At 61.5% G+C, this 25187-nt stretch carries 25 protein-coding genes and 2 pseudogenes; 3 read left to right on the top strand and 24 right to left on the bottom strand.

The annotated features are described in order from the left end of the window. Window positions 1-68 precede the first annotated feature (68 nt). From def to FHE74_RS10765, 12 genes and pseudogenes are all read right to left on the bottom strand, one after another. Window positions 69-566, bottom strand: a complete 498-nt coding sequence (gene def / locus FHE74_RS05510) for a peptide deformylase (RefSeq protein ID WP_139465508.1) — start codon at window positions 564-566, stop codon at window positions 69-71. A 30-nt stretch (window positions 567-596) separates the two neighbouring features. Beyond that, window positions 597-2624, bottom strand: coding sequence for a primosomal protein N' (locus FHE74_RS05505; RefSeq protein WP_139465507.1), 2028 nt, complete (start codon window positions 2622-2624; stop codon window positions 597-599). A gap of 11 nt (window positions 2625-2635) precedes the next feature. Next, window positions 2636-3862: a methionine adenosyltransferase gene (gene metK / locus FHE74_RS05500; RefSeq protein ID WP_246049198.1), complete on the bottom strand. Its 1227-nt coding sequence runs from the start codon at window positions 3860-3862 to the stop codon at window positions 2636-2638. Between the two features lie 66 nt (window positions 3863-3928). Next, the gene (gene coaBC / locus FHE74_RS05495; RefSeq protein ID WP_139465505.1) at window positions 3929-5158 is read right to left on the bottom strand and encodes a bifunctional phosphopantothenoylcysteine decarboxylase/phosphopantothenate--cysteine ligase CoaBC; all 1230 of its coding nucleotides are present in this window, start codon (window positions 5156-5158) and stop codon (window positions 3929-3931) included. Window positions 5159-5297: 139 nt separating this feature from the next. Further along, complete coding sequence (gene rpoZ, locus FHE74_RS05490) at window positions 5298-5582, bottom strand: DNA-directed RNA polymerase subunit omega (RefSeq protein WP_139465504.1); 285 nt, start codon at window positions 5580-5582, stop codon at window positions 5298-5300. A gap of 40 nt (window positions 5583-5622) precedes the next feature. Next, window positions 5623-6204, bottom strand: a complete 582-nt coding sequence (gene gmk, locus FHE74_RS05485) for a guanylate kinase (RefSeq protein WP_139465503.1) — start codon at window positions 6202-6204, stop codon at window positions 5623-5625. 3 nt (window positions 6205-6207) lie between these two features. Next, entirely contained in the window at window positions 6208-6531 is a 324-nt protein-coding gene (gene mihF, locus FHE74_RS05480) for an integration host factor, actinobacterial type (protein ID WP_139465502.1), read from the bottom strand. 226 nt (window positions 6532-6757) lie between these two features. Continuing rightward, window positions 6758-7582, bottom strand: coding sequence for an orotidine-5'-phosphate decarboxylase (pyrF, locus tag FHE74_RS05475; protein ID WP_139465501.1), 825 nt, complete (start codon window positions 7580-7582; stop codon window positions 6758-6760). Between the two features lie 9 nt (window positions 7583-7591). Further along, the gene (gene carB / locus FHE74_RS05470; protein ID WP_139465500.1) at window positions 7592-10933 is read right to left on the bottom strand and encodes a carbamoyl-phosphate synthase large subunit; all 3342 of its coding nucleotides are present in this window, start codon (window positions 10931-10933) and stop codon (window positions 7592-7594) included. 49 nt (window positions 10934-10982) lie between these two features. Beyond that, a complete protein-coding gene (gene carA, locus FHE74_RS05465; protein WP_139465499.1) occupies window positions 10983-12134 on the bottom strand; it encodes a glutamine-hydrolyzing carbamoyl-phosphate synthase small subunit in 1152 nt (383 codons plus the stop codon). A gap of 28 nt (window positions 12135-12162) precedes the next feature. After that, a pseudogene (locus tag FHE74_RS10770) lies at window positions 12163-12693 on the bottom strand (amidohydrolase family protein); the annotation flags it as partial. Window positions 12694-12695: 2 nt separating this feature from the next. Beyond that, window positions 12696-12950: pseudogene (locus FHE74_RS10765) on the bottom strand (bifunctional pyr operon transcriptional regulator/uracil phosphoribosyltransferase PyrR); the annotation flags it as partial. 130 nt (window positions 12951-13080) lie between these two features. Between FHE74_RS10765 and FHE74_RS05450 the strand changes: the two are divergent. From FHE74_RS05450 to FHE74_RS05440, 3 genes are all read left to right on the top strand, one after another. Beyond that, window positions 13081-14430: a TIGR01777 family oxidoreductase gene (locus FHE74_RS05450; protein ID WP_139465496.1), complete on the top strand. Its 1350-nt coding sequence runs from the start codon at window positions 13081-13083 to the stop codon at window positions 14428-14430. 80 nt (window positions 14431-14510) lie between these two features. Then, window positions 14511-15005: a YbjN domain-containing protein gene (locus tag FHE74_RS05445; protein WP_139465495.1), complete on the top strand. Its 495-nt coding sequence runs from the start codon at window positions 14511-14513 to the stop codon at window positions 15003-15005. Beyond that, window positions 15002-15442, top strand: a complete 441-nt coding sequence (locus FHE74_RS05440; protein WP_180339690.1) for a hypothetical protein — start codon at window positions 15002-15004, stop codon at window positions 15440-15442. Before FHE74_RS05445 ends, FHE74_RS05440 begins: the two co-directional genes overlap by 4 nt. Before the next feature lie 6 nt (window positions 15443-15448). Here the strand turns inward: FHE74_RS05440 and FHE74_RS05435 are convergent, their stop codons facing one another. From FHE74_RS05435 to mltG, 12 genes are all read right to left on the bottom strand, one after another. After that, complete coding sequence (locus FHE74_RS05435; protein ID WP_139465493.1) at window positions 15449-16288, bottom strand: PPK2 family polyphosphate kinase; 840 nt, start codon at window positions 16286-16288, stop codon at window positions 15449-15451. A 6-nt stretch (window positions 16289-16294) separates the two neighbouring features. Next, window positions 16295-16807 (bottom strand): transcription antitermination factor NusB, encoded by a 513-nt coding sequence (gene nusB, locus FHE74_RS05430; RefSeq protein ID WP_139465492.1) that lies wholly within the window; start codon window positions 16805-16807, stop codon window positions 16295-16297. Between the two features lie 31 nt (window positions 16808-16838). Further along, window positions 16839-17402: an elongation factor P gene (gene efp / locus FHE74_RS05425; protein ID WP_139465491.1), complete on the bottom strand. Its 564-nt coding sequence runs from the start codon at window positions 17400-17402 to the stop codon at window positions 16839-16841. Between the two features lie 42 nt (window positions 17403-17444). Beyond that, on the bottom strand, window positions 17445-18536 hold the full coding sequence (locus FHE74_RS05420) for a M24 family metallopeptidase (protein ID WP_139465490.1): 1092 nt from the start codon (window positions 18534-18536) through the stop codon (window positions 17445-17447). A 35-nt stretch (window positions 18537-18571) separates the two neighbouring features. After that, window positions 18572-19009: a type II 3-dehydroquinate dehydratase gene (gene aroQ / locus FHE74_RS05415; protein WP_246049197.1), complete on the bottom strand. Its 438-nt coding sequence runs from the start codon at window positions 19007-19009 to the stop codon at window positions 18572-18574. 4 nt (window positions 19010-19013) lie between these two features. Next, window positions 19014-20102, bottom strand: a complete 1089-nt coding sequence (gene aroB / locus FHE74_RS05410; protein WP_139465489.1) for a 3-dehydroquinate synthase — start codon at window positions 20100-20102, stop codon at window positions 19014-19016. A gap of 54 nt (window positions 20103-20156) precedes the next feature. Further along, a complete protein-coding gene (locus tag FHE74_RS05405; protein WP_139465488.1) occupies window positions 20157-20705 on the bottom strand; it encodes a shikimate kinase in 549 nt (182 codons plus the stop codon). An 8-nt stretch (window positions 20706-20713) separates the two neighbouring features. Continuing rightward, entirely contained in the window at window positions 20714-21922 is a 1209-nt protein-coding gene (gene aroC, locus FHE74_RS05400; protein WP_139465487.1) for a chorismate synthase, read from the bottom strand. Window positions 21923-22007: 85 nt separating this feature from the next. After that, a complete protein-coding gene (locus FHE74_RS10650) occupies window positions 22008-22358 on the bottom strand; it encodes an LppP/LprE family lipoprotein (RefSeq protein WP_180339689.1) in 351 nt (116 codons plus the stop codon). A 316-nt stretch (window positions 22359-22674) separates the two neighbouring features. Continuing rightward, window positions 22675-23073, bottom strand: a complete 399-nt coding sequence (locus tag FHE74_RS05390) for a prepilin peptidase (protein WP_139465485.1) — start codon at window positions 23071-23073, stop codon at window positions 22675-22677. Window positions 23074-23084: 11 nt separating this feature from the next. Then, window positions 23085-23903, bottom strand: coding sequence for a shikimate dehydrogenase (locus FHE74_RS05385; protein ID WP_139465484.1), 819 nt, complete (start codon window positions 23901-23903; stop codon window positions 23085-23087). Next, the gene (gene mltG, locus FHE74_RS05380; protein WP_139465512.1) at window positions 23903-25060 is read right to left on the bottom strand and encodes an endolytic transglycosylase MltG; all 1158 of its coding nucleotides are present in this window, start codon (window positions 25058-25060) and stop codon (window positions 23903-23905) included. Before mltG ends, FHE74_RS05385 begins: the two co-directional genes overlap by 1 nt. Between the last annotated feature and the right edge of the window lie 127 nt (window positions 25061-25187).

The following is a 25187-nucleotide window of genomic DNA, read 5'->3' as shown; positions in this document are numbered from 1 at the left end:
GCCGGCTCCGGGGTTCCAGCAAAAACGAGGCGCACTGGTCTCCTTAACTAGGGTTCACATCAGGGTTCTTAGTGTAGATCTCGCAGCAACGGATTGACACGTCGCCGCTCCTCAGCACTCAGCCGCTGATAGAACAGAATGCCGTCTAAGTGATCCACCTCGTGCTGCAAGCAGCGCGCCAACAGACCAGTCGCAGTGATCGATACAGAGGCGCCGCGCTTATCGACGCCCCGCGCCACCACACAGGCCGGACGCTCGACAGGTGCGCGAACTCCCGGGATGGATAAGCACCCCTCGACCCCGATGGCCCTCGTTTGACCCAGAGGAGTGATCACCGGGTTAATCAGGTGCCCGCGCATGCCAGAGGCATCGAACACGATAATGCGCTCGAGCAACCCCACCTGGTTAGCAGCAAGCCCTACACCGCCTGCATGATCCATGGTTTCCAGCATGTCATCGACTAACCTGCCGTAGCGCGAGTCAGGCCCCAGCTTGTCCAGAGGTATGTCTGCGGCGCGAGTTTTCAGGACTGGATCGCCCAATAGGCGCACATCAAGTGGTGACACGTAGAGCTCCTTTTGTCAGTCACGCAGCGGTTATCCGACACGAATGGGATCCACTGTAATGCGCACCGGGGCAGAATCTTTGACCAAGGAACGGCTGACTGCGGCTGCTCTCAGTGCCGAACCCAGTTCTGCTCGCGGCCCGAGTGGAGTGCGTATCAATATGCGCTGGGCAGGGCCATGCTGCTGGACAGAGTAATCACCAGGCATGCTCACTCCAGGTGGCAGATCCACCGGCCCAAGAACTTCCGCGTGTGCTGGAAGTTCCGCATGTTCCACCAGGGCATCCAGCGAAGATTGGGCACCGTCGATTGCTGCCATGTGAACTGCAGGGGGAAAGCGTACCTGTTGACGCTGCTCGAGCTCGCGCTCAGCCGCACCGACAACATCGAACCTAATCAAATCCTGGACCACGGCCAGCGAAGGCTCGGCCACAATTACGACCTCCCCGCCCTCGCGATGAGGTTGGACCTGGGCACTAGCATAAGCCCAGGTAGCCAGAGTGTCCTCGGCTGCACGTAAATCTTGGCGCCCCAGCAACGCCCAGGAGTCAAGAAGTAGTGCCGCCCCGTAACTGCCAGTACCTTCGACGGAAGGAATCGCGCCCGGTGTAGCCACCACCAAGGCTGGCGTATCAGCTACCTCGGCCAACACTTTTTGCCCGCCGGAGACGATCACACGCACGGACGGGAACGCCCGCCCCAGCTCCTCCGCTGTCCGATGCGCACCCAATACCACCGCGCGCAGGCTGTGCGACCCGCAGTGGGAACAAGAAAAGCGTGGCTCCAAGCGCCCACACCATCGACAGGTGGGAACGCTAGCCTCCCCGCTTTCTGGCAGTCCTAAGGGCCCGTTGCACGCACGGCAACGAGCCGGAGCCCGGCAAGACTTACACGCCAGCGTGGGAATGTAGCCCTTTCGCGGAGTGAGAATCACCACGGGCTTGTCGCGTTCCAAAGCGCGCCGGGCAGCCTCGAACGCCATAGATGGAATGCGGGCAGAGCGAGCCCGTGGATCCTTAGCCAGCTCAAAGTCACTGTCACCGGCCGCACGGATCAACGGCATGCGAGTGCGCAATGCAGTTCGGGAGGCCACGAGTCCATGCGCCCAACCGCTGGAAACCAGCAACTGCGCCTCGGCGGTGCGCGTGTAACCAGCAATCACCAGGGTACTGCGCTCGATAACTGAGCGCGTAGTCAGAATTTCGCGAGCATGTGGGTACGGCGCACGCGGATCCGTAAGGTTCTCATCCCCGTCGTGGACAATCACACTCAAACGCAGGTTGTGAACAGGGGCAAAGGCCGCAGACCTGGTGCCGATCACCAGACGAGCCTGCCCGTGCAGGATCGACAAGTACCGCCGGTACCGTGCCTGCGGCCTCAAACCTGCGGTCAGGGTGACCACCTGCCGGGCACTAACCAGCTCACGAGCTGCCCGCTCGAGAGCATCCACATCCTTTTGATCAGGCACCACGAGCAACGCGCCGGCGCCGTCCTTGACTACCTTCACCGCGAGCGCCGCGAGCGCAGCGGCCCAATCCTCTCCTGGAGCGATCTGCCAAACAGCACGAGCAGTGGAATCTCCCACCACAGCATCAACGAATGACTGGCCGTGCTCGTAGGCCGACCAGGCAGACAGGTCAGGCTCGCCGATCTCTCCCAGGTCCTCGTATGGAGTGGTCACATCCGCTTGCTCCGCCCCGGCATGGCGCGGCGGAATCGCCAGACGAATGAGATCGCTCCGAGTTCCGGCGTAGCGCTGCGCAAGGGCGTCGACAAGCCGCTCAATTCTTTCCGGGTATACGACCTCCGGCGCAATCACGCGGTCAAGAAAACGCAGCTGGCCGTCGAATTCGCTGGATTCTCGGCGCTCGAGCAGGATGGCGTCGACAAGCCTTCCGCTGAATCTAATGCGCACGCGCACACCCGGCTGCGCGACGTGGTCGTCGTCTGTGCTCACCAAATAGTCGAAACCACGGTCGAGATGGGGCAACCCCAAAAGAGGAAGAACCCGCGCGATCGGCCGGTGTTCGGCTTTAACGCGCAGGCTCTTCGAAGGCATGGAGCCGTATTTTACAACCCTGCGGCAGCCTTAAGCTCGTCCGCCTTGGCGGTGGACTCCCAGGGCAGGTCGACGTCCGTGCGCCCGAAGTGACCGTACGCTGCTGTCTGCGCATAGATAGGTCGCAGGAGGTCGAGTTCGCGGATGATGGCTGCCGGGCGTAGGTCGAAAACCTGCTCCACAGCGTGCTGGATTACCTCATCGGTAAGACCCTCAGCCGCGGTTCCGAAGGTCTCTACGTAAAGACCCACCGGCTGGGCCCGGCCAATCGCATACGCAACCTGGACCTCTGCCCGATCTGCCAGACCCGCGGCCACGATGTTCTTGGCAACCCAGCGCATCGCGTATGCCGCGGAACGGTCCACCTTCGACGGGTCCTTTCCGGAAAACGCCCCGCCACCGTGGCGTGCCATACCGCCGTACGTGTCCACGATGATCTTGCGCCCGGTCAGCCCTGCGTCGCCCATAGGACCTCCCAGGACGAAGGATCCGGACGGGTTGATCAGCACAGTGAGGTCGTCATTGACGAAGGGCTCGAGCCCGGCGTCCGCAATCACGTAGTCAATCACGTGCGCGCGCAGCTGCTGCGCCAGCCATTCCTGGGTGACGTCCGGGTCATGCTGGGTGGAAATGACCACGGTGTCCAGGTGCGAAGGAGTGTTGCCCTCGTAGGCGAAGGTCACCTGAGTCTTTCCGTCCGGACGCAGATGCTGCACGATCCCCTCTTTGCGCACCTGGGTCAGGCGGCGAGACAACCGGTGTGCCAAGGCGATGGGCAGCGGCATGAATTCTGGAGTCTCATTGGTGGCATACCCAAACATCAGCCCCTGATCGCCAGCGCCTGCCTTATTGTTGGCGTCGTCGCTATCGCCGCCACGCGCCTCCAACGCGGTATCCACCCCAGCTCCGATCTCGGCGGACTGTGAGCCGATCGCGATGTTCACACCACACGTGCGGCCATCAAACCCGACGTCAGAGGAAGTAAATCCGATCTCAACGAGCTTGGAGCGCACCAAGTCGGGGATCTCCACATACCCGTTGGTGCGCACCTCACCCACCACGTGGACCTGCCCGGTGGTCACCAAGGTCTCTACCGCCACGCGAGCTTGCGGGTCCTCAGTAAGCATGGCGTCCAGGATCGCATCCGAGATGGCATCACAGATCTTATCCGGGTGACCTTCCGTGACAGACTCGCTCGTAAATAGGCGCTGCGCCCGACGGCTAGATGGATCGACCACGAAAACTCCTGCTTTCTTCACGGATGTGACACTTTGTTTATCCAACATAGACCAAGCGGTCTAATTTTAACAACGAGCAGCCTCATCGACCTCTCGCAAGATGTCGAAGGCAATCTCCAGTTTGGTCCCTTCGACCACCGACCTTGGGGTGCTCTCTGGACGAAGCAGCCAACCGGCGTTGTTCTCTTGACCGAACACGCCGCCAGCAGACACGTCGTTGCACATTAGTATGTCGCAGCCCTTGCGCTGCAATTTTCGTTCTGCCAATTCCAGGGGCGTATTCTCCGCAGACCCCGTCTCGGCGGCGAACCCGACTATCACCAGTCCTGGCTTGGTCTTACCCTGCTCGCGCTGCTCTACAACTGAACGAAGGATGTCGGGATTCTCCACTAGCGCCAGGGACTTGAGATCCTCGTCGTTAGTCCCCTTCTTCAGCTTCGAGTCCGCCCGCTGCGCGGGGCGATAGTCAGCCACCGCAGCCGCCATGATCGCAACATCCATGCCTCCTACCCGCGCGGACACCGCTTCGTGCATCTCGCGTGCTGAGGTCACTCGGATCACCTCAGCACCGACGGGTGTGGGAAGCGCCTCCGTGTCCGCTGCGATCACTGTCACTTGTGCCCCCCGCTGGGCAGCAGCCTCAGCGATGGCAAACCCCTGCTTGCCTGAGGATCGGTTGCCCAGGTAGCGCACAGGATCCAATTCTTCTTGGGTGCCACCGGCGGTAACCAGCACCTTCTTGCCTGCCCAGTCGTGGGGACCCACGCTCCGGTGGGAAACTGCCGTTGCTAGCGCGAAGATTTGCTCCGCCTCGGGCAATCGCCCGGCACCCGAATCCGCACCGGTCAGCCTTCCGTGGGCCGGCTCCATCACATGGATCCCCCGGCGCCGCAGGGTTGCCACGTTGTCTTGGGTTGCCTGGTTGTTCCACATCTCGGTGTGCATGGCGGGCGCTACAAGGATAGGGCAGGTAGCGGTGAGAACGGTGGCGGTCAGCAAATCATCGACCCGACCAATCGCTAGGCGCGCCAAAAGATCTGCGGTAGCAGGGGCGATCACAATGAGCTCGGCGCGTTGACCCACCGCGACGTGATTGACGGCGTCAACCTCTTCAAACACATCGGTATGAACCTTTCGCCCGCTCAAGGCCTCCCACGTTGCGGCGCCCACGAACTTCAAGGCGGATGACGTGGGGACCGCGGTAACAGCGTGCCCGAGTTCCTTGAACGCGCGAACCAAGTGGCATGCCTTATATGCGGCAATCCCCCCGCCAATACCGATAACAACCTCGGACATACCTCTCCTCACCGCAATGCTCCGTGCCCCAAGAAGCTTAGTCACCGCATTGATCACCGGGGATGAAGGCCTCTTTAATGCACGAAAAAGACCCCCGCCATCGCGGAGGCCTTCGTGCGTTAGCAAGTGTCTGCTAAGACTACTTGCCTTCCTCGTGCTCGAGGAGTCCAGCTTCGATCTCGCGCAGCGCGATCGACAGCGGCTTTTCCCGATCCTTCGGAGTTACCAGCGGGCCGATGAACTCGAACACGCCGTCCTCCGGCTGCTGGAAGTAGCTGTTGATCTGGCGCGCACGCTTAGCGGCAAAGATCGCCAGGGCATACTTCGAGGACACCTTGTCCAACAGCTCGTCGATCGCCGGGCCGGTAATTCCTGAGGGCGGATCGTAAACTGCCTCAGGCTTGGTCTCGTTCTGGGTGGTCACGTCACTCGCTTTCTTTCACGTGATGAGGGGTTGGTCGTCTTTATACGCCAGAAGTGCCGGTCAGCAGCGCATGGAGTGACTCCACGGCCTTATCGACGTCGTCATTTACCACGATGTGGTCGAACTCGTCCTGGTGGTCGAGCTCATGACGTGCCGTAGCCAGTCGGCGCTCGATGACGGCCTGATCCTCGGTTCCCCGATTGGTCAAGCGCCCAACCAGTTCCTCCCAGGAGGGCGGAGCCAGGAAGACTGTGACGGCCTCCGGTTTGAGCGCCTTGATGTTGCGCGCACCTTCGAGGTCCACTTCCACGAGCACCGGACGCCCTTGCGTGAGGGCGTCATCGACTGGAGCTGCAGGAGTTCCCGAGCGTTGCAACCCTCCATGAATGTCAGCCCATTCGAGCATGGCTCCCGCATCGATTCGCTGCTGGAAGTCTTCCGGGGTGACAAAGAAATAGTCAACCCCATCTCGCTCTCCCGGACGCGGCTTGCGCGTGGTCATCGAAACACTGAAGTACAGGGACTCGATCTCACTGCGCAGCCGACTGACTACGGTGGATTTGCCTACGGCTGACGGGCCGGCGAGTACAACCAGGCGGCCCCTGGCGCCATCGCCGTGCACGTTCTAGGCCTCGGAAAAGCCGAAGCGCTCGAGCAGAGCGTTGCGCTGACGCTCGCCCAGGCCGCGCAGACGTCGGGTCTGAGCAATCTCGAGCTCGTCCATGATCTCCTTGGCCTTGACCTTGCCCACCTTCGGCAGGGCCTCAAGAATTGCCGAAACCTTGGTCTTGCCAATGATCTCGTCGGTCTCGGCCTTGCCGAGCACCTCCTTGAGATCGGTGCCGCCACGCTTGAGCTCAGCCTTCAGCTCAGCGCGAGCCTTACGTGCCTCAGCGGCCTTGGCGAGTGCAGCCTTACGCTGCTCATCGGTCAGCTTGGGAAGGGCCACGGGGTTCCTCCATTTTCGTCATGGGTTGTGTGGTCAGTGGAAACGGTACAGCCCCACTGTTCCAGCGCTGCAAGTGACCCGCCATCTTGTGGGGGGAAAACTTCCAGCGCTGACTCCGGCTCAGTCTAACACCGAAGAACACGCGATTGACGTGATTGACTCTGCGAAGAATTGGCACGTCAACGCGGTATGGAGATATAAACTACCAGGTCGCGCGCGCTAACCCTTAACCGAGGTGCGCCGGGTACTCCCCAGCCACTTCTTTTAAGCGTTCGCGCAGGTCAGCAACGTTCGGGCCAGCCGAAAGAATCGCCCGGGACACGTTGGGCAACGCCAAAGCCTTACCCGCTATGCGCTCAACATCCTGCGCTGTCGCGCCCTGTGCGCCCACCCCTGGCATCAACACCGGTCCGCCGAGGTCATCGAGCACCGGAGGGTGAATGACAGTGGCCCCCACCACCACGCCAAGTGTCCCGGATGTTCCTTCCGCGTTACGACGCCCGCACTCATCCACAATGTGCTGAGCCAAGCTCGATCCCTCTGCGGTCGTAGCGCGCTGGATGGCCGGCGCTTCTGAGTTCGAGGTAGCCGCCAGGAGGAAAACGCCGGCGCTATTATCGGCGGCCGCCTTAAACACCGGTTCACATGCCCCGACTCCCAGATAGGGGGAAATGGTTACTGAATCTGCTCGCAAGGGAGAAGAATCGTCCAACCACGCCTGCGCGTAACCAGCCATCGTCGAACCGATATCGCCGCGCTTAGCGTCGGAAAGCGTCAACGTCCCAGCATCGCGTAGATCGGCCAGGGTCTTCTCTAGTTCGGCAATCCCCTGAGAGCCAAAACGCTCATAGAAGGCCACCTGCGGTTTGACCAGAGCAGCGTGCCCAGCAAAAGCCTCGACGCAGCGACGGGAAAACTCCCCCACCCCGCGCGCGTTGTACTCCAGCCCCCAGGCCTTCAGCAAAGATTCGTGAGGGTCGATGCCCACACACAGGCGCCCATGCTGGGAGACGGCCCGGTTGAGTCTGGATTGGAAATTCTCGGTAGTCATGTGCGCTCCTTAGTTGTGGATCGGTCCGTGCTCGAGTTCCTGGAGGGAGCGAACAGACAAGCCGCCCTTCCGCAACGCCTCGATTCCTTGTACGGCAGCAGTGACTCCCTGGACCGAAGTCACCAGGGGCACCCCGACGCTGACTGCGGTAGCCCGGATGTCATAACCGTCGTTACGCGCCCCCGCCGAACCTGCCGGGGTATTCAAGATGAGGTCGATGTCGCCGCGGGCAATGCGATCGACGATCGACTCGCCCTGTGCCCCTGCACGCACCTCCGATGCCTTGAGTACTGTTTCGCACTCCACACCGTTGCGCCGCAGCATCTGGGCTGTACCGGCTGTAGCCACGAGTGAGAATCCTAGCGAAGCTAGGCGCTGGATCGGGAAGATAAGCGTTCGCTTATCGCGGTTAGCCACGGATACAAAGATCGTGCCGGAGGTGGGCAGCTGCCCAAATGCGGCTTGCTCAGCTTTGGCGTAGGCGGTCCCGAAGCTATCGGCTAGCCCCATCACCTCGCCGGTGGACTTCATCTCTGGGCTCAGCAGCGTGTCGAGCATCGACCCATCCGGGCGACGGAAGCGATTGAACGGCAGAACGGCTTCTTTCACCGCAGTGGGGTGTTCCAAAGGCAGGGAACCGCCATCAAAGCGCGCCGGCAGCATGTCCTCTTCCTTCAAATCAGCGATGGAGTCTCCCATCATGATGCAGGCGGCAGCCTTGGCCACAGGGACTCCGGTTGCCTTGGACACGAACGGGACAGTTCGGGAGGCACGCGGGTTCGCCTCGATGACGTAGAGGGTGTCGTCCTTAAGGGCGAACTGGATATTGAGTAGGCCCTTGACGCCCACTCCGTGCGCGATGGCTTCGGTTGACCGGCGTACCGTCTCCAAGTCCTCGATTCCCAAGGTCATGGGAGGCAAGGCGCAGGCCGAATCACCGGAGTGGATTCCGGCCTCCTCGATGTGCTCCATGATGCCGGCCACATACACTTCGGTCCCGTCGCAGAGGGCGTCCACGTCAATTTCTGTGGCTGAATCCAGGAATCGGTCAACCAGCACCGGGTGCTCCGGGGACAGATCAGTGGCGCGGTTGATGTATTCCTTGAGGCTGGCTTCGTCATAGACGATCTCCATGCCTCGGCCACCCAGGACGTAGGAAGGGCGCACCAGAACCGGGTAACCAATCGACTGGGCGATTTCGGTGGCCTCATCGTAGGACGTCGCGGTTCCAAACTCAGGTGCAGGAAGCTGCGCCTTCGCCAGTACCGCACCAAACTCACCGCGATCCTCTGCTAGGTCAATGGCCTCGGGGCTGGTGCCAACCACCGGCACCCCGGCATCGGCGAGGCGCTGCGCCAAACCGAGCGGGGTCTGCCCGCCGAGTTGGACGATCACACCAGCCACATTGCCGGACTCGCTCTCGGCGCGGTAGATCTCCAAGACGTCTTCAAAGGTCAGCGGCTCGAAGTAGAGGCGGTCGGCGGTATCGTAGTCCGTGGACACGGTCTCCGGATTGCAGTTGACCATGACGGTTTCATACCCCCGCTGAGAAAGTTCCAGCGCAGCGTGCACACAGGAGTAGTCAAACTCGATGCCCTGACCAATGCGGTTTGGTCCCGAACCCAGAATGATGACCTTGTCGCGCCCAGTCACCTTCACCTCCGACTCCGCGTTCGGGTCAAGCTCGTAGGCGGAGTAGTGGTAGGGCGTCTGCGCCTCAAACTCTCCGGCGCAGGTATCGACGGTCTTATACACCGGATGAATCCCCAAGGACCAGCGCAGGCTGCGCACACCATCCTCTCCGGCGATCTCTGGGCGCAGGGCAGCAATCTGTTGATCGGACAGGCCGAAGAACTTGGCCTCACGCAGGAGCTCCTCGCCCAACACGGGAGCGCTCGTCAAAGTTTCCCGGAACTCCACCAAGGTCTTGACCTCGGCCAGGAACCACGGATCGATCTGGCTGGCGGCGTGGACTTGTTCGATGCTGGCGCCCAGGCGCAAGGCCAGCTCCACGTCGTACATACGTCCCTCGGTCGGTACGCGCAGATCGTCGAGAACCTTGTTGAGGTTAGTGGCACGATCGCCGGCAAAAGAGGCGTCGTCAAGCGTCCAGAACCCCGCCTGCTTCTGCTCCAACGAGCGCATGACCTTATTCAAGCCGGCGATGTAGTTGCGACCGATGCCCATGGCCTCACCCACGGACTTCATGGAGGTGGTCAGGGTTTCATCGGCACCCGGGAACTTCTCAAACGCAAAGCGAGGCGCCTTGACAATCACGTAGTCCAGGGTGGGCTCGAACGCAGCAGGCGTGACGCCGGTGATGTCGTTGGTGACCTCGTCGAGTGTGTAGCCAATGGCCAGCTTTGTGGCGAGCTTGGCGATGGGAAAGCCGGTAGCCTTCGACGCCAAAGCCGAGGAGCGGGATACGCGCGGGTTCATTTCGATGACCACCGTGCGACCATTTGTTGGATTGACCGCGAACTGGATGTTGCATCCACCCGTGTCCACACCAACTTCGCGGATGATGCCGATACCCAGATCGCGCAGGTGCTGGAACTCGCGGTCGGTCAGCGTCAGGGCCGGAGCGACGGTGACCGAGTCTCCCGTGTGCACGCCGACGGCGTCGACATTCTCGATGGACGCGATGACCACAACGTTGTCATCGCCATCTCGCATGAGCTCGAGCTCGTATTCCTTCCAGCCCAGGATCGATTCCTCGATCAGCACATTCGCTTCTGGGGAGGCAGCCAGGCCCTCGCCTGCGATGCGCTCAAGGTCGTCGTAGGAGTAGGCCAGGCCGGAGCCTAGGCCACCCATAGTGAAGGAGGGACGCACGACGACGGGAAGGCCCAGCTCAGCGACCGTCTTGTGAACCTCCTCCATCGTGTAACAGACAGCCGAGCGAGCGGACTCGCCACCCACCTTCTCCACAATGTCCTTGAAGGTCTGACGATCCTCACCGCGCTCGATGGCCTCGATGTCGGCGCCGATGAGCTCGACTCCGTGCTTGGCCAGGATGCCGGCACGATCGAGCTGGATCGCTGCGTTCAAGGCGGTCTGCCCGCCAAGGGTGGCTAGGACTGCGTCAACGGGGTGTCCCTGCTCTGCTTCACGGGTGAAGATCTTGTCGATGTAGGCCGGGTCAATCGGCTCGATGTAGGTGTGGTCGGCGAACTCGGGGTCCGTCATGATCGTCGCCGGGTTGGAGTTGATCAGCGTGACTCGCAGGCCCTCCTCCTTGAGCACTCGGCAAGCCTGAGTACCGGAGTAGTCGAACTCGCAGGCCTGACCGATGACGATGGGGCCAGAACCGATTACCAGGACGTGATTGAGGTCAGTGCGCTTAGGCATGGGGTGTCTTAATCCTTATTCGTAGTAAGCGAAACTCGTGGGTCGGTTCTTAGCGCTTGAGGTTCGGGGACTTGGCCGCCATGAGCTCGACGAACTGGTCGAACAGCGGGTGCGCATCGTGCGGCCCGGCGGCGGACTCGGGGTGGTACTGCACCGAGTAGGCCATGCCGCTGGTCAGAGCCACGCCCTCGACCGTGTTGTCGTTGAGGCAGGTGTGGGTGACCTGGGCCGGGCCGAAGTCGGTGTCAAAGGTCACGCCGGCCTCCCCTTCCAGGGCGAAGCCGTGGTTCTGGGCGGTGATGTCGATCTTGCCTGTGAGGTGGTTGATCACCGGGACGTTGATGCCGCGGTGGCCAAAGGTCATCTTGAAGGTCTTCATTCCCAGTGCTCGGCCCAGGATCTGGTTGCCAAAGCAGATGCCAAAGAAGGGAATGTCCTCGGCCAGCACGTCGCGCACCACGGACACCATCTCGTCGGCGGTCGCCGGGTCGCCCGGCCCGTTAGAGACGAAGACTCCGTCCGGGGCATACTCCTTTATTTTGTTCACCGGCGTGCCGGCGGGAACCACGACGGTCTCGATGCCGCGCTGGGAGAAGTTGCGCGGGGTGGCCGTCTTAATACCCATGTCATAGGCCACGACGGTGTAGCGCTTCTCCCCCTCGGCCGGCACGACGTAAGGCTCGTCGGTGCTGACGTCTCCGGCCAGATCCGCGCCATCCATCGAGGGTTGTGCGCGGACCTTCTCCACCAGGGCCTCAATGGGCTCGTTCGCGGCCTCGCCCGAGAAGATTCCCGCCGAAATGGAGCCGTAGTTACGCAGGTGACGCACGATGGTGCGCGTATCGACGCCCTTGATACCCACGATCTCCTGCGCCTTCATCTCGTCTTCCAGCGAGCGATTCGCGCGCCAGTTGGACACGCGGGCCGAGAGGTCGCGGATGGCCAGGCCGGCAACCCAAATGTTGCGACCACGGGACTCGTCGTCCTCGTCGTTCCAGCCGGTGTTGCCGATGTGCGGGGCGGCAGCAACCACGATCTGGCGGTGGTAGGAGGGATCGGTCATCGTCTCCTGGTAGCCGGTCATGCCCGTGGTAAACACGGCCTCGCCGAGGGTGACGCCTTCAGCGCCGAATGCGCGGCCACGGAAGGCGCGACCGTCGGCGAGAACCAGGATGGCTGGGGTGTGTGCTGTCATAGTCATTATTCCTTGTGATCGTGTATCCGTGCCGTTAGCTGGACTGAGTGGTGGAGTCGAAGGACACACGTCTGCGCAGCAGAGTGGCGTGTACTCGAGTATTCAGGGTCATGCCCTCGTAAGGGGTGTTTTCCGCCGTGGAGGCCAAGTCCTCACCGACGACCTCCCACTCAGAATCCTCAGTAACCAGGATGGGGTTGCCCGGCTCGCCCACAGCGATCGGGCGGCCGTGGTCTGCCCGGCGGGTGATTTCAGCGGGGCGCTCGCTCATCACCTTGGCCACGAAACGCCAGTCCGCCAGGCCGGGGCGGACAAAGAGGTCGGCGATGATGGCAAGGGAAGTCTCCAGGCCAAGCATTCCGGGCTTGGCGTGATCAATTGCGACGACGTCGATCGTTCCGTCGAGAAGCGCCTGACGCAGTGCCAGAGTGTCGGACTCCTCGCGCAGCGGGGGGTTGACGCGGTAGACGCCGTCGAAGGTCTCCAGCTTGGAGTCGGTGAGGATGAGGTGGTGCGGGGTGACTTCCGCGGTGACGTTGATCCCCTGCTTCTTGCCCCACTCGATTGGTCATCGCGGTACAGGGTGATGTCGAGGGAACCAACGGGGATCTTGACCCCGGAAAACTCCTCGATCTTGTGGCTCAGTCGATGAGCTAAAAGCACTCCCCCGGAGGGAATGCCGAGAAGCACAACGCGCTGTGTGGGCTTAGTGTCCACCGCGGTCTTCTCGATGATCTGGTGCGCGATTCGCGCGACCGTGCGTGCCACATCGTCTGGCCCCAGCAATTGGGTAGACGTAACACGCACACCGTCGTCGTTCATCGTGACCTCCTTCCCCGCCTCTCTGTGCGGTCCTTAAAGGTGTCTCGATACTTAAACTTAAGTGTCAGCAGGTCAGTGTAGCAGCTCTTCGCCGGCCACGTCAGCGCTTCAACCCAACTAGGGTGGCGCTATGGCACTGACAACTAGGCACCTCGTTCCAGCTGACCTAGCCCGCGTGTGGGAATGGCACACCCGAGACGGTGCGCTCACGCGCCTGACTCCCCCGTTTTTGCCCATGAAGCCAATCCGCCAGGCGGAGTCGCTCAAGGATGGCGTCACGGAGTTTTCCCTGCCCGGCGGGTTGACCTGGGTTGCCCGCCACCTCCCGGAGGACTACGAGGAGCAGGTGCGTTTTGCCGACACCTGCGAGAACGCTCCTCTGCGCCAGATCACCGAGTGGACGCACACGCACACCTTTATCTCGCACGGAGACCAGACCGAGATCGTGGACCACGTGGACACCCGCGCGCCTGCCGGGCTGATCACACCGGCGTTTGCCTACCGCCAACGCCAGCTCATCAATGACCTCGCGTTCCTGAACCGGGTGGCGGGGCTAAATACCTCCGCCCTGACTATCGCGGTCACAGGCGCTGGCGGAACGGTGGGACGCAAGCTGTGCGCTCAGCTGCGCACTGCAGGCCACACCGTCATCGAACTCACCCGTTCCAACCCTGGCAAGGGCCAGCGCCTGTGGGACCCCGAGGATCCCGCACACGACCTGCTCGACGGCGTGGATGTCCTGGTTCACCTGGCCGGCGAGCCCATCTTCGGCCGCTTCAACGACGAGCACAAGGCCAAGATCTACTCCTCGCGCATCGGACCCACCCGCCGCCTGGCCCAGCTGGTCGGCCGCGTCGACTCCGTCAAGGCCATGGTCAGCGCATCGGCCATCGGGTTTTACGGGGCGGATCGCGGGGACGAGCTACTCACCGAGTCCTCGCCACGCGGCGACGGCTTCCTCGCCGACGTGGTCACCGAGTGGGAAGGCGCCACCCAGGCGGCCGTGGAGGCAGGCAAGCGCGTGGTCACCGTGCGCACCGGGCTCGTGCTTGCCGGCGACGGCGGCCTGTTGCCGCTCTTCCGCGCCCTCGTTTCCACCGGCTTGGGCGGCCCGCTCGGCGATGGCCAGGGCTGGATGTCCTGGATCTCCAGCGACGACCTCGGCGACATCTACACCACCGCCGTCCTCGACGACTCCTTGTCCGGCCCCGTCAACGCCGTCGCCCCGAACCCCGTGCGCAACGCCGAATTCACCAGCGCCGTGGGCACCCAGCTGCACAGGCCCACCAAGCTACCCGTGCCCTCATTCGGGCCCGCCATTCTGCTCGGCCAAGAAGGCGCCAAGGAGCTCGCCCTGGCCAATCAGAAGGTGGATGCAGGCGTATTGTCCCGCCGCGGGCACACTTTCAGATACTCGCTTATCGACGATTGCCTTGCCCACGAATTGGGCAAAGAACAGCTCATGGATTCTGACCAATAGACGAGCAAGTAGGCTGAATTACCTCAACGCCAAAAGCCCGGCCACGTTGTGGACGCCGGGCAGAAAGGGGCCCCGAAACGATGACCTCTCCACAGGGCGAGCACAGCCCGCCACCGGATACTGACGTCGAGCCGGTCACCCTCGATAGGGTCTGCGACATCCTGCTCAACGACGGTATCGAGTACAGCACCGAGGAGGTCGAGGACACCTCGGGGAACCCCCGCACCGTTGTGCGTACCGGCTACCAGAATGCGGCAATCGCCTTCGCGCTCGAAGAGGAACGCCTGGTATGCGATTCCCTATGGCGTGGGCAAGTCCCACTGGATAGCGCCGCTCCATTGATGGCTGCGGTGAACCAGTGGAACGAGACTCAGTTCACCCCGACCCTGCGATTCTTTGAACAGCAAGGCTCCCACCTGGTGGTCAGCGCCTACCGCCAGATTCGCAGCGCGGAGGGCCTTAGCCGAAACCAGCTGGGCGCCTTTAGCTTAAGCTCCCTGGAGGCAACCGCAGCAGCGTTCTCCTTCATCGAAGAGCAGTTCCCCGCGCTGGTTTCGTGGAGGTACACCCCGTGATTTCTCAAGTAACCATCGACCGGGTCGTCAGCGCAATGAAGGCGCACGGGATCGAGCTGACCATCCACGAGGAGGCGCCCTCGGCGAGCGCCAATCTCAACGGCTTTCCCGTGACCATCGCGTGTATTGGTTCGGTGGTCATCGTGCGCACCGACTCGCTCACGGACACGCCCACCTCTGCCGGAGACGCGCGCCTCTACCTGGCGGCCAATCACCTCAACGGCATCCAGATGGAGGCCTCGGTGGCGATTGTGGACCTAGCCGAAACGTTGGTCGTGCGCACCGAGCACGAGATCTTCTGCGCCGCGGGAATGACCGATGAGCAGCTGTCCGCTGCGCTGAAAACCGCCGTTGACGGCGTCTTGGGCCTGCAAGACGCCATGGTTGTCACGGCCGAAGAGATGGGCAAACTCGCGTCGTCGACAAGCGAGAATTAGCGACAGTTAATCCATCGACTCCAGCGTGGCGAGCTCGGCCTTCGGGTCAAAGTCTGGCGTGGGGTACTGCGGGTCGATGGTGCGCAGGGCATCGACGACGAGGTGCTTGACCACCGCACGCGCGTAGTCCTTATTGTCGCCCGGGATGCAATACCAGGGCGCGGTTTCGGTGGAGGTGCGCTCCAAAGCGATCTGGTAAGCGTCCATGTACTCGTCCCACTCGGCGCGCGCATTGAGGTCGGAGGGGTCGAACTTCCAGAGCTTCTCCGGGTTCTGAAGGCGATCGCGCAGGTTCTCCTTCTGGAAGTCCTTGGAGATATGCAGCATCACCTTGATCAACATGATGTTACGTTCGGCCAGCTGTTGCTCAAACTCGACGATGGCGCCGTAGCGACGCTCGATCTCTTCTGCCGGAGCGAGAGCGTCGACCTTTTGCACCAGGACGTCCTCGTAGTGCGAACGGTCGAAGCAGACCACCTCGCCCGGCTTGGGCAGGGCACGCTCGACGCGCCAAAGGAAGTCGTGGGCTGCCTCCTCCTCGGTGGGGCGGCCGAAAGGCTGGACTCGGTAGCCGAGCGGGCTCATCGGATCCAGCAGGCGCTTGATCAGACCGCCCTTACCCGAGGTGTCCATCCCCTGAGCGATGATGAGCAGGGAATTTTGCTTCTCAGCGTGGAGCTTCTCCTGCAGCACACCAATTTCTTCATCGTGTTGGACGAGTTCCTTCTTCAGATCCTTGTCGCTACCGGAGAAACCTGGCGTTGCGGTGGGGTCGACGTCGGAAAGGCGAAACCCGTCGCCAACACGAAAGCGACGGGCATCTTCGATTCTGATTTTTGAGGACATGCGTCCCTAGTCTACTGATTCCTCAGTATCCTCTTCGTCGATGTCCGGAACCACGTTCATCGGGTTATCCGCGGACTGCGCCTGAGCGATGTCATCCAAAACAGCGTGAATGTACGGCGCTGCCGCGTGAGTGGAGTATTGAGTAGCAATTTCCACGCCATCGACCACGCTGATCGGCGCGTCGACCTCTGGGTTATAGGTAATCTCCCAGGCCATGACGCGCAGAATTGCGCGATCGACGGCAGGAAGTCGCGTGAGCTCCCAATCCTCAGAGAGGTAGCGGGCAATGGTCTCATCGAGCTCGTCGAGACGCTCAGCCGTACCCCGCACGAGTTCACGGGTGTAGTCAGCGACGGGGGCGACCGCGTTATCGATGTTGCGTGCCAGCTCCACACGCTCGTCCACGATCGCTACCGGATCCTCATCACGGGCCTCAGCCTCGAAGATGATGTCTACAGCACGGCGCCGAGCCTTGTACCTCGACCCGTGACGGCGGTAGTTGATTTCGCTTGTGCTCACAGTTGGGCGTTCTACTCTTTCCCGATCGGAATTACTGGGATACGCGGGACAGGTACTCGCCCGTGCGGGTGTCAACCTTGACCACGTTGCCGGTCTCCATGAACAGCGGAACCTGAATCTCCGCACCGGTCTCCAGGGTGGCAGGCTTGGTGCCGCCGGAGGAACGGTCACCCTGCAGACCAGGCTCAGTGTGAGAGATGGCCAGGTCCACGGAGATCGGCAGCTCGGCGAAGAGTGCCTCGCCCTCGTGGAAGGAGACCTGAACGCGCATGTTCTCCAGGAGGAACGCTGCGGCGTCGCCGAACTTGTCGGCCGGCAGCTCGAACTGCTCGAAGGTCTTATCGTCCATGACCACGTAGGAGGTGCCGTCGTTGTACAGGTAGGTCATGTCACGGCGATCGACCGTAGCGGTCTCAACCTTCACACCCGCGTTCCACGTCTTGTCCACGGTCTTGCCGGAGACAACGTCCTTGAGCTTGGTGCGCACAAAGGCCGGACCCTTGCCCGGCTTGACGTGCTGGAACTCGATGATCTGCTGCAGCTTGCCATCGACCTTAAGCACAAGACCGTTTTTGAAGTCAGCGGTGGTTGCCACGAAGACACTCCTTGTTAATGGTGGGCGTAAAACGAGGCTAGTCTACACGATGAGCAGGTCTTTACTGACTGGGGTGATCACTCGGGGATCCCCGGACGTAATGACCAATGTGTCCTCGATGCGCACTCCGCCTACATCAGGGATGTAAATACCCGGTTCAATGGTCAAAGTCATGCCCTCGCGCAGTGTTCCCTCAGCTCCCCGGGCGGCAAATGGCGCCTCGTGAACATCAAGCCCGATGCCGTGACCGGTGGAGTGCGTGAAGTACTCGCCAAACCCCGCCTCTGCAATGATGTCGCGGCAAGTCGCATCGACCTCCGCCAAAGACATACCCGCCCGAGCTGCCTCCACGCCGGCTAGCTGAGCGCGCAGCACAGTCTCGTAGATCTTTCGCTCGGTCTCACCGACCTTCCCAACGATGACGGTGCGGGTCATGTCGGAGTTGTATCCCGCGCTATGCGCACCGAAATCAATGGTGACCAGATCACCCTCGACGATCTCACGGTCGCTCGCCGAGTGGTGGGGTTTCGCGGAATTGGGGCCGGAGGCCACGATGGTGTCAAAGCTCACACGCTCGGATCCATTCAGGCGCATGCGGTACTCAAGATCGGCTGCAACCTCGCGTTCGGTGCGGCCTGCGCGGATGCCGTTGTCTGCTACGAGCGCTTCAAAGGCATCGACCGCGATGGCGGCAACCCGTTCGAGCTCAGCCAATTCCTGTTCGTCCTTGACCTCGCGGATGGGCTCGATCAGCTTCTCTACGGGCACGAGAGTCACGTTCTCACCGGCGACGGACTTGAGGTTGTCGAACTCTGCCAGGCTCAGGTGAGACGCCTCGACGCCAACGCGAGCGGTGTCCTCCACGCGCTTGAGCAGGGCAGCAGCCGACGGCCGATCGATGATGGCCTCGATGTCCGGTACTTCCTGAGCAATCTGCGTGGTGTAGCGACCATCAGTGCAAATCTGAGCCGACCGATCCTTACCGATCAGAAGGGCGGCATTGGAACCGCTAAATCCGGAGAAGTATCGAATGTTCTCCAGATGCGTCAGGAGCAGATAATCCAGGCGCTGGGCAGCAATCTCGTTGCCCAAGCGACGTCGACGGTCCTCAAATCGAGTATCAGCAAAAGTCATGGCTCTCATAGTAGTGAGGGCCAAAACCACTGTGGTTATTTTTGAGTCACCACGAATTCCACGGCTGCTTGGTAACCAAAGATCCCCAGTCCGGCAATAACTCCTCGGGCGATGGGCGACAGGTACGAGTGCGCGCGGAAAGCCTCCCGGGCGTGCACATTGGATATGTGCACTTCAACAAACCCTGCACCCTCTGCCACCTCGGCCAAGGCATCACGCAACGCCACCGACGTGTGGGTAAACCCCCCGGGGTTGATCACCACCGGCCAACCCCTATCGGCTGCACGGTGCACCGCGTCGATGAGCTCACCCTCGTGGTTCGACTGCACACACTCCACGTCCCAGCCATGCGCAGCTGCTGTGGCTTCACAGAGCTTTTCGACGTCGTGCAAACTCGTCGTGCCATAGATCTCCGGCTGCCGCTTTCCCAAGCGATTGAGGTTGGGCCCATTGAGGATCATTACGGTTGGCATCGCGCTATTCCTTTCTCGCGGACACGAGCGCATCGTAGGCACTGCGCAGTTCATCCACGGTCGCATCTTCGATGCGGCAAGTACGGCCCACGTGCTGATCCAGTGCCACGAACCGAATCTGGGAGCCGCGATTCTTCTTGTCCCGGCTCATGCCCGCACGTAGCTCCTCGAAGGATCCGTCCTGATAGGTCGTGGGAAGCCCAATGGATTCCAGGATGCTGCGATGCCTGGCTACCAAGTCTTCGTCGATAAGCCCCCTGATCCGGGAAAGCTCCGCAATGAAGATCATGCCCACAGCCACAGCGTCACCGTGGCGCCAGCGATAGGCCTCTTGGCGCTCGACCGCATGCCCAAACGTGTGCCCGTAGTTCAAAATCTCGCGGAGACCAGACTCCTTGAGGTCGGCGGCCACGACGCTGGCCTTGACTTTGATGGAGCGCTCGACAAGCGAGGAGATGGTGCCCAGATCCTCCAGGCATGCCTCCGGGTGAGACTCGTATGTTTCTAGAATCGACTCGTCTGCAATGAATCCCGTCTTGATCACTTCCGCCGAACCCGCGATCAAGTCGCGGCGGGGAAGAGTAGCCAGGTAGTCGACGTCGATGAACACGCCGGCCGGCTCATGGAAAGCCCCCACCAGATTCTTGCCGGCTGCCGTGTTGATTCCTGTCTTTCCCCCCACCGCGGCATCCACCATTGCCAGCAAAGTGGTGGGCACGTGCAGTACCTTGATTCCCCGCATCCAGGACGCAGCTACAAAACCCGCAACATCAGTAGCGGCGCCGCCGCCGAGAGACACGATGAGGTCACGGCGACCGACAGCCCATTCCCCTAGCTGATCCCAGAGCCTTCCCGCTACCTCCAAGGTCTTGCCGTCCTCCCCATCGGCAGTGGCGGCGAGGTGAACCTTCGGGCATACCCGAGAAATCGCCGTTGCCAAATCCTCAGCCTGCTTCGACAGCGCCGGCTGGTGAATGATCACCGTTTGGGCGGGAGCAAGCTCAGACACCCGGCGAGCGACGTCGTCGCCAAGTTGCTGACCAATAGTCACGGTGTAGGGTTGCGGGCCGTTTACTGCCACGGTGGTGGTCATAGCTGGGTGTCCTTTGCCTATCTGTGGGAAATGGTCAGGCGGAATAGGTTGGTGCTACAGGGACTCGAGGAAGTTGAGAATGTCAGCAACCAAACCCGCAGGTGGCTTCCGGTCGCTCACGACCCGGAAATCCGCGACCTCGCGATAAAATTCCTCGCGCTCCTGGAGTATCTGGCGGTAGCGGTCGTAGGGGTCCGCGGCCTGCAGAACCGGTCGAGAGTCATTTCCGCTGGTGCGTCGCACCCCCTCCTCGACGGTGATATCGATCCACACCACAGTCTGGTCTGCCAGTAACTCCCGTACAGCTGGGGTCACCACTGCTCCCCCGCCGAGGCTTACCACGCCGTGGGTGTTGAGTGCCTCAGCGACCTTCTTCGCTTCGAGCCGGCGAAAGTCAGGCTCCCCAAGGGATTCAAACACCTCTCCACAAGGGATCCCCCGTTCTTCTTCGATCAGGGCATCGGAATCCACCAGGGGAACATTCAACGCGCGGGACAGGCGCCTGCCGATCGTGGATTTCCCGGCGCCGGGTGGCCCCACCAGTACGACCTTTGGCTTCGTACCACAGGCAGGAGCCGGTGCATTTTCCAAAGTTTCCGTCATGGCCTCCATCACTCTCCGAAGCTCAAGCGCTGCTCGACATATTGAGAATACGCCTGAACATTTCGCCGGGTTTCTTCCAGAGAATCTCCACCAAACTTTTCCAAAGCCGCGCGGGCCAGAACCAGTGCCACCATGGCCTCAGCCACGACGCCGGCGGCCGGCACAGCGCACACATCAGAGCGCTGGTGGATACCCGTTGCCGGCTTCCCGCTCGCCATATCCACGGTCTTGAGGGCCCGCGGAACAGTCGAAATGGGCTTCATCGCCGCGCGAACTCGCAGCTGCTGGCCATTGGTCATTCCGCCTTCCAGGCCACCGGCGCGGTTGGACAAGCGCTGCAATTTGCCGTCTTCGCGCACCATCTCATCATGCGCTTCAGATCCACGGCGACGTGCTTCCTCAAAACCGTCACCGATCTCCACGCCCTTGATGGCCTGAATCCCCATGAGTGCTGCCGCTAGCTGGGCATCCAGCCGATCATCACCGGAGATGTGCGAGCCCAGGCCAATCGGGAGTCCATCGACAACAACCTCGACGATCCCGCCGAGTGTGTCACCGGCCTTCTTGGCCGCCTCAATCTCGGTGATCATCGACTCACCCGCTGCGGTATCGAACGCCCGGGTAGGGTGGGCGTCGATACGCTCCAGATCCGCTGCACTGGGGGCCGGCCCCTCATAGGGCTGCGATGCCCCGATAGAAACGACGTGGGAGATGACCTCTACCCCGAACAGCTCCCGCAGGATCGAACGTGCCACGGTTCCAGCGGCGACGCGCGCGGCGGTTTCGCGGGCGGACGAGCGCTCGAGGATCGGACGAGCCTCCTCATGGCTGTACTTGACCATGCCGGCAAAGTCGGCATGTCCAGGCCGGGGACGCGTGAGCTTGGCGCCTCGGCCGGACTCCATGGCCTTCACGACCTCGGGATCGTCCATGTTTAAGGGATCGGCCGACATGATGGTGGTCCACTTGGGCCATTCCGTGTTGCCGATCATGATGGCGACCGGACTGCCGATAGTCTTGCCATGACGCACGCCGCCCACCAGCGTCAGCTCATCAGCTTCGAACTTCATGCGAGCACCGCGTCCATACCCGAGGCGACGGCGGGCGAGCTGGAACGCGATGTCTTCACGCGTAACGGGCACCCCCGCGGGGACATGTTCGATCATGGCCACGAGTGCTTGACCGTGAGATTCACCGGCAGTAGTCCAACGAAGCATAAGTGCAGTATCGCACGAGCCAATGTCCCTGCCGGCATTGCGTGGCAAGATAATTTCATTGTCGCCACGCCTGCAATGAGTGGGTTTAACTCAACCCGCTGACATCCAGCTGGATTCCGGCCTCGTTAGCTACGGCGGGAAGAGAGTTCTCAACAATCTTCAGCGAGTCATCGGGGTCCAGGGCAAAGATCACCGAGCCCGGCACCGTATTGCCCGCTGCGCGAGGCCCATCCAGGATTTCGTAGGAGACTTTCACGGACGTCTCATCGATCTGCTGGACGTCGAGAACCCGCTCCTGCATTAGTGGTGGCGGAGAATTGATGGGTCGGCCTTGGTGGAAAAACACCACGCCCTGGCGCTGAGAATTGCCCGAACCGCTCCCACCGGCAATTACCGACCAGCTGAGGTCCGCGCACGGTAGGAAGTGCTCATCCACGACGCTAAAGGTAAAATCGATGCCCTCCGCCTGATAGATCGGCAGTGCGGGTACCTCAAGCAGTGGATTACTGGCGGATGTTGCGCACTCCCCTGGTCCTTGTGCGCGCTGGCTTGAGGGTAAGGGCTCACTGGCTGAGGCCGGAGTACTTACTGGCTTGGCGCCAGACGTCGTTGACTCCACCGCGCTCTCTTCTGGGACCGGAGTCAGCTCAACAGCAGGCCTCGAGGACGTTGTGCACCCTGCCGTTGCCAGGCATGCGAGGACAGTTACTCCAACCAAGCCGCAATTTCTCGCCTTCATAACGCACATTCTTTCAGGAATGCACGTTCCAGAGCATGACAATTGCAGTGGCCAGAAGCATAGATGGGCCGTGGGGCCCATGCCCTTTGTGTAGCAAAAGGCCTAGGCTAGTTACGCTGGCCAGCACAATTGCCCCTAGAACGGCCCACATGCCACCGATCGCGCTCATTAGAGCGCCCAGGGATACGGAAAGCTTCAAGTCACCCCCGCCAATGCCGTCAAGGGTCAACCCGACTACGAGGTAGAGAACTGGCCAGACCAATGACCACAGCAAAGTAGGCACATCCCACAACCCGAGGCAGACTACCGAGGCAATTGCCGGCGGCAAGGTCAGGCCGTTGGGCAGCCGCTTAAAGGTAGCGTCGAATAGCGCTAGGTAAATGGCCCAGATGGAAAGAATGATCAGCCCCATGGGCCGAGACTTTAGGAAAGGGCGTCGTGCAAGGCGGCGAACATTTCCACACGCGGTGCCTGGTGGCCAGTAAACCACTCGAATTGTGGAAAGGCCTGGTGCGCGAGCATCACGTGTCCACCGACTGTGCTAAGGCCTCGCTGCTGTGCTGCTTGAATCAGAGGGGTTGGCCAGGGATCGTAAATCACGTCCAGGACCGCGGTGCGTGCGAGCTGATCCGCGTGCTGCTTCGCCGCGGACGCCGGGACAGTGGAAATAAGCACACACGCCGACTCGGTGAGCTCAGCCAGGTCTGCCGCAAAGTCTTCGAAGTGAAGGGTCACACCGAGTTCCCCAGCCAACTCCTCAAACTCCGCGGAGCGATCGGAACGATTGATGACCACGATGTCGCGAACCCCCCGCTGGGCCAGGGCCCACACGGCCGGCCGAGCGGTTCCGCCTGCGCCTACCACCACGGCGTGCCCGTGCCACTCGGTATCCAGCTGACCAAGAGCGCCTTCCACACCGAGGCAGTCCGTGTTGTCAGCAAGCCACCCCTCGTCCTGGCGCACCAGGGTGTTGGCGCTGCCGATAATACGGGCTCGGTCGGTGGCGCGGGCGGCAAAGTCCAACGCCTCGAACTTACCGGGCATGGTGACAGAGAATCCGCGAAAGCTTTCATCGGCCTGTTCAACGGTTCGTGCCAGGCTGCCGGCGGGAGTGTCGATGCGTACATATTCCCAGTTTCTCCACCCCAGCGCACGGTAACCGGCGTTATGCAAAACGGGCGAAAGGGAATGCGCAATCGGTGAGCCGAGGACGGCAGCCCGCCGGGTGATCTGTGCGTTCATTAGCGCTGCGAGTCGAGGACGCCGGATTCTTGCGACTTTTTGACGTCCTCTAGGTGCTGCTCGAACGTGTCGTTGAACACCGTGGTGCCGTCCTTATCGACGGTCACGAAGAAGAGCCAGTTGCCCTCCGCAGGGTTCTCCATAGCCTGGATGGCCTCATCGCTAGGAGCTGCGATGGGAGTTTCCGGCAGACCGTCCTGCGCGTAGGTGTTCCACGGGGTCTTCTGAGCCCGGTCCTCATCAGTCGTTGCGACCTCGGTCTCCTCGAGCCCGTAGTTCACGGTCGAATCAAACTCGAGACGCATCGGGGCCTTCAGGCGGTTAAGAATGACACGCGCCACCTTGTCGAACTCTCCCGCCGGGGCCTCACGCTCCACCAGAGAGGCGGCCGTCAGCAGCTCATACGGAGTCAAATTCATGGCCTGGGCACGTTCCACGATTCCGGTGTCGTTGTAGCGCTTGGTCGTGCGCGAAACCAGATCCGTCAGGATCTCCTGCGCATCCATCGAGGGATCGACCACGTACTGTCCGGGGGCAATCAAGCCTTCCAGCCGCTTGGGATCATCACCGCGGCTGCGCACCGCGTCCAGCGCCCATTCCGGAGCGCCCAGGTCCGCTGGGTCGGTGGTTGCGGCTACGCGCTGCAGATCCTCCGCCTGAACACAGGAGTTCTCGTCTCCTCCTGAGCAAGACACGCTGGAGATCTGGGAATAGATTCCCGGACGCGTCTGTCCTCCAACCACGTGGACATCCATCAGTGTGGCGCCACCATGCACGTCCAGCATCTCGACGCGGGACGCCGGATCCGTCAGGGCCTCCACTGCGGTCGCAGCGCTCATCTTCTGCTCAAGCCGATAGAAACCTGGCTGCACGGCACTGGCCTTGGGGTTATTGGCCGCGGCTGTTTGGAAGGCCGAATCCGTGGCCACGATGTCACGCTCTTCCAGCTCCGGGCCCAGCTGGGATAGAGCGGTTCCCTCCGGAATTTCCACTAGCTCCTGCGTTCCGTTGCCTGTTCCCTTGTAGTCACCGTTTGCCACAGAATCGCCTCCTGCCAACCGCACCCCGATGTAGGCAATGGTGCCGATGAGCAGAACGAGAGAAGCAACGAGAACCGCAAGCCCCCGCTGACGCCGCTTGACATACACCGGGTCCATCCGACGCCCTGCAAAACCGCGAGAGTGCTGGTTCCGGGGTGCTCGGTACGGCCGGGGACGATGTGAGTTGCTCATCGTGTGCGATGGTCCTTTGTAATTGGTTACTAGGTCTCGGTCGCGCAGAGCG

Origin of the sequence: Corynebacterium tapiri, assembly GCF_006334925.1 — a bacterium.
Classification (GTDB): Bacteria; Actinomycetota; Actinomycetes; order Mycobacteriales; family Mycobacteriaceae; genus Corynebacterium; species Corynebacterium tapiri.
The sequence above is the reverse complement of the archived record's forward strand: the minus strand, read 5'-3'. Positions and strand labels throughout refer to the sequence as shown.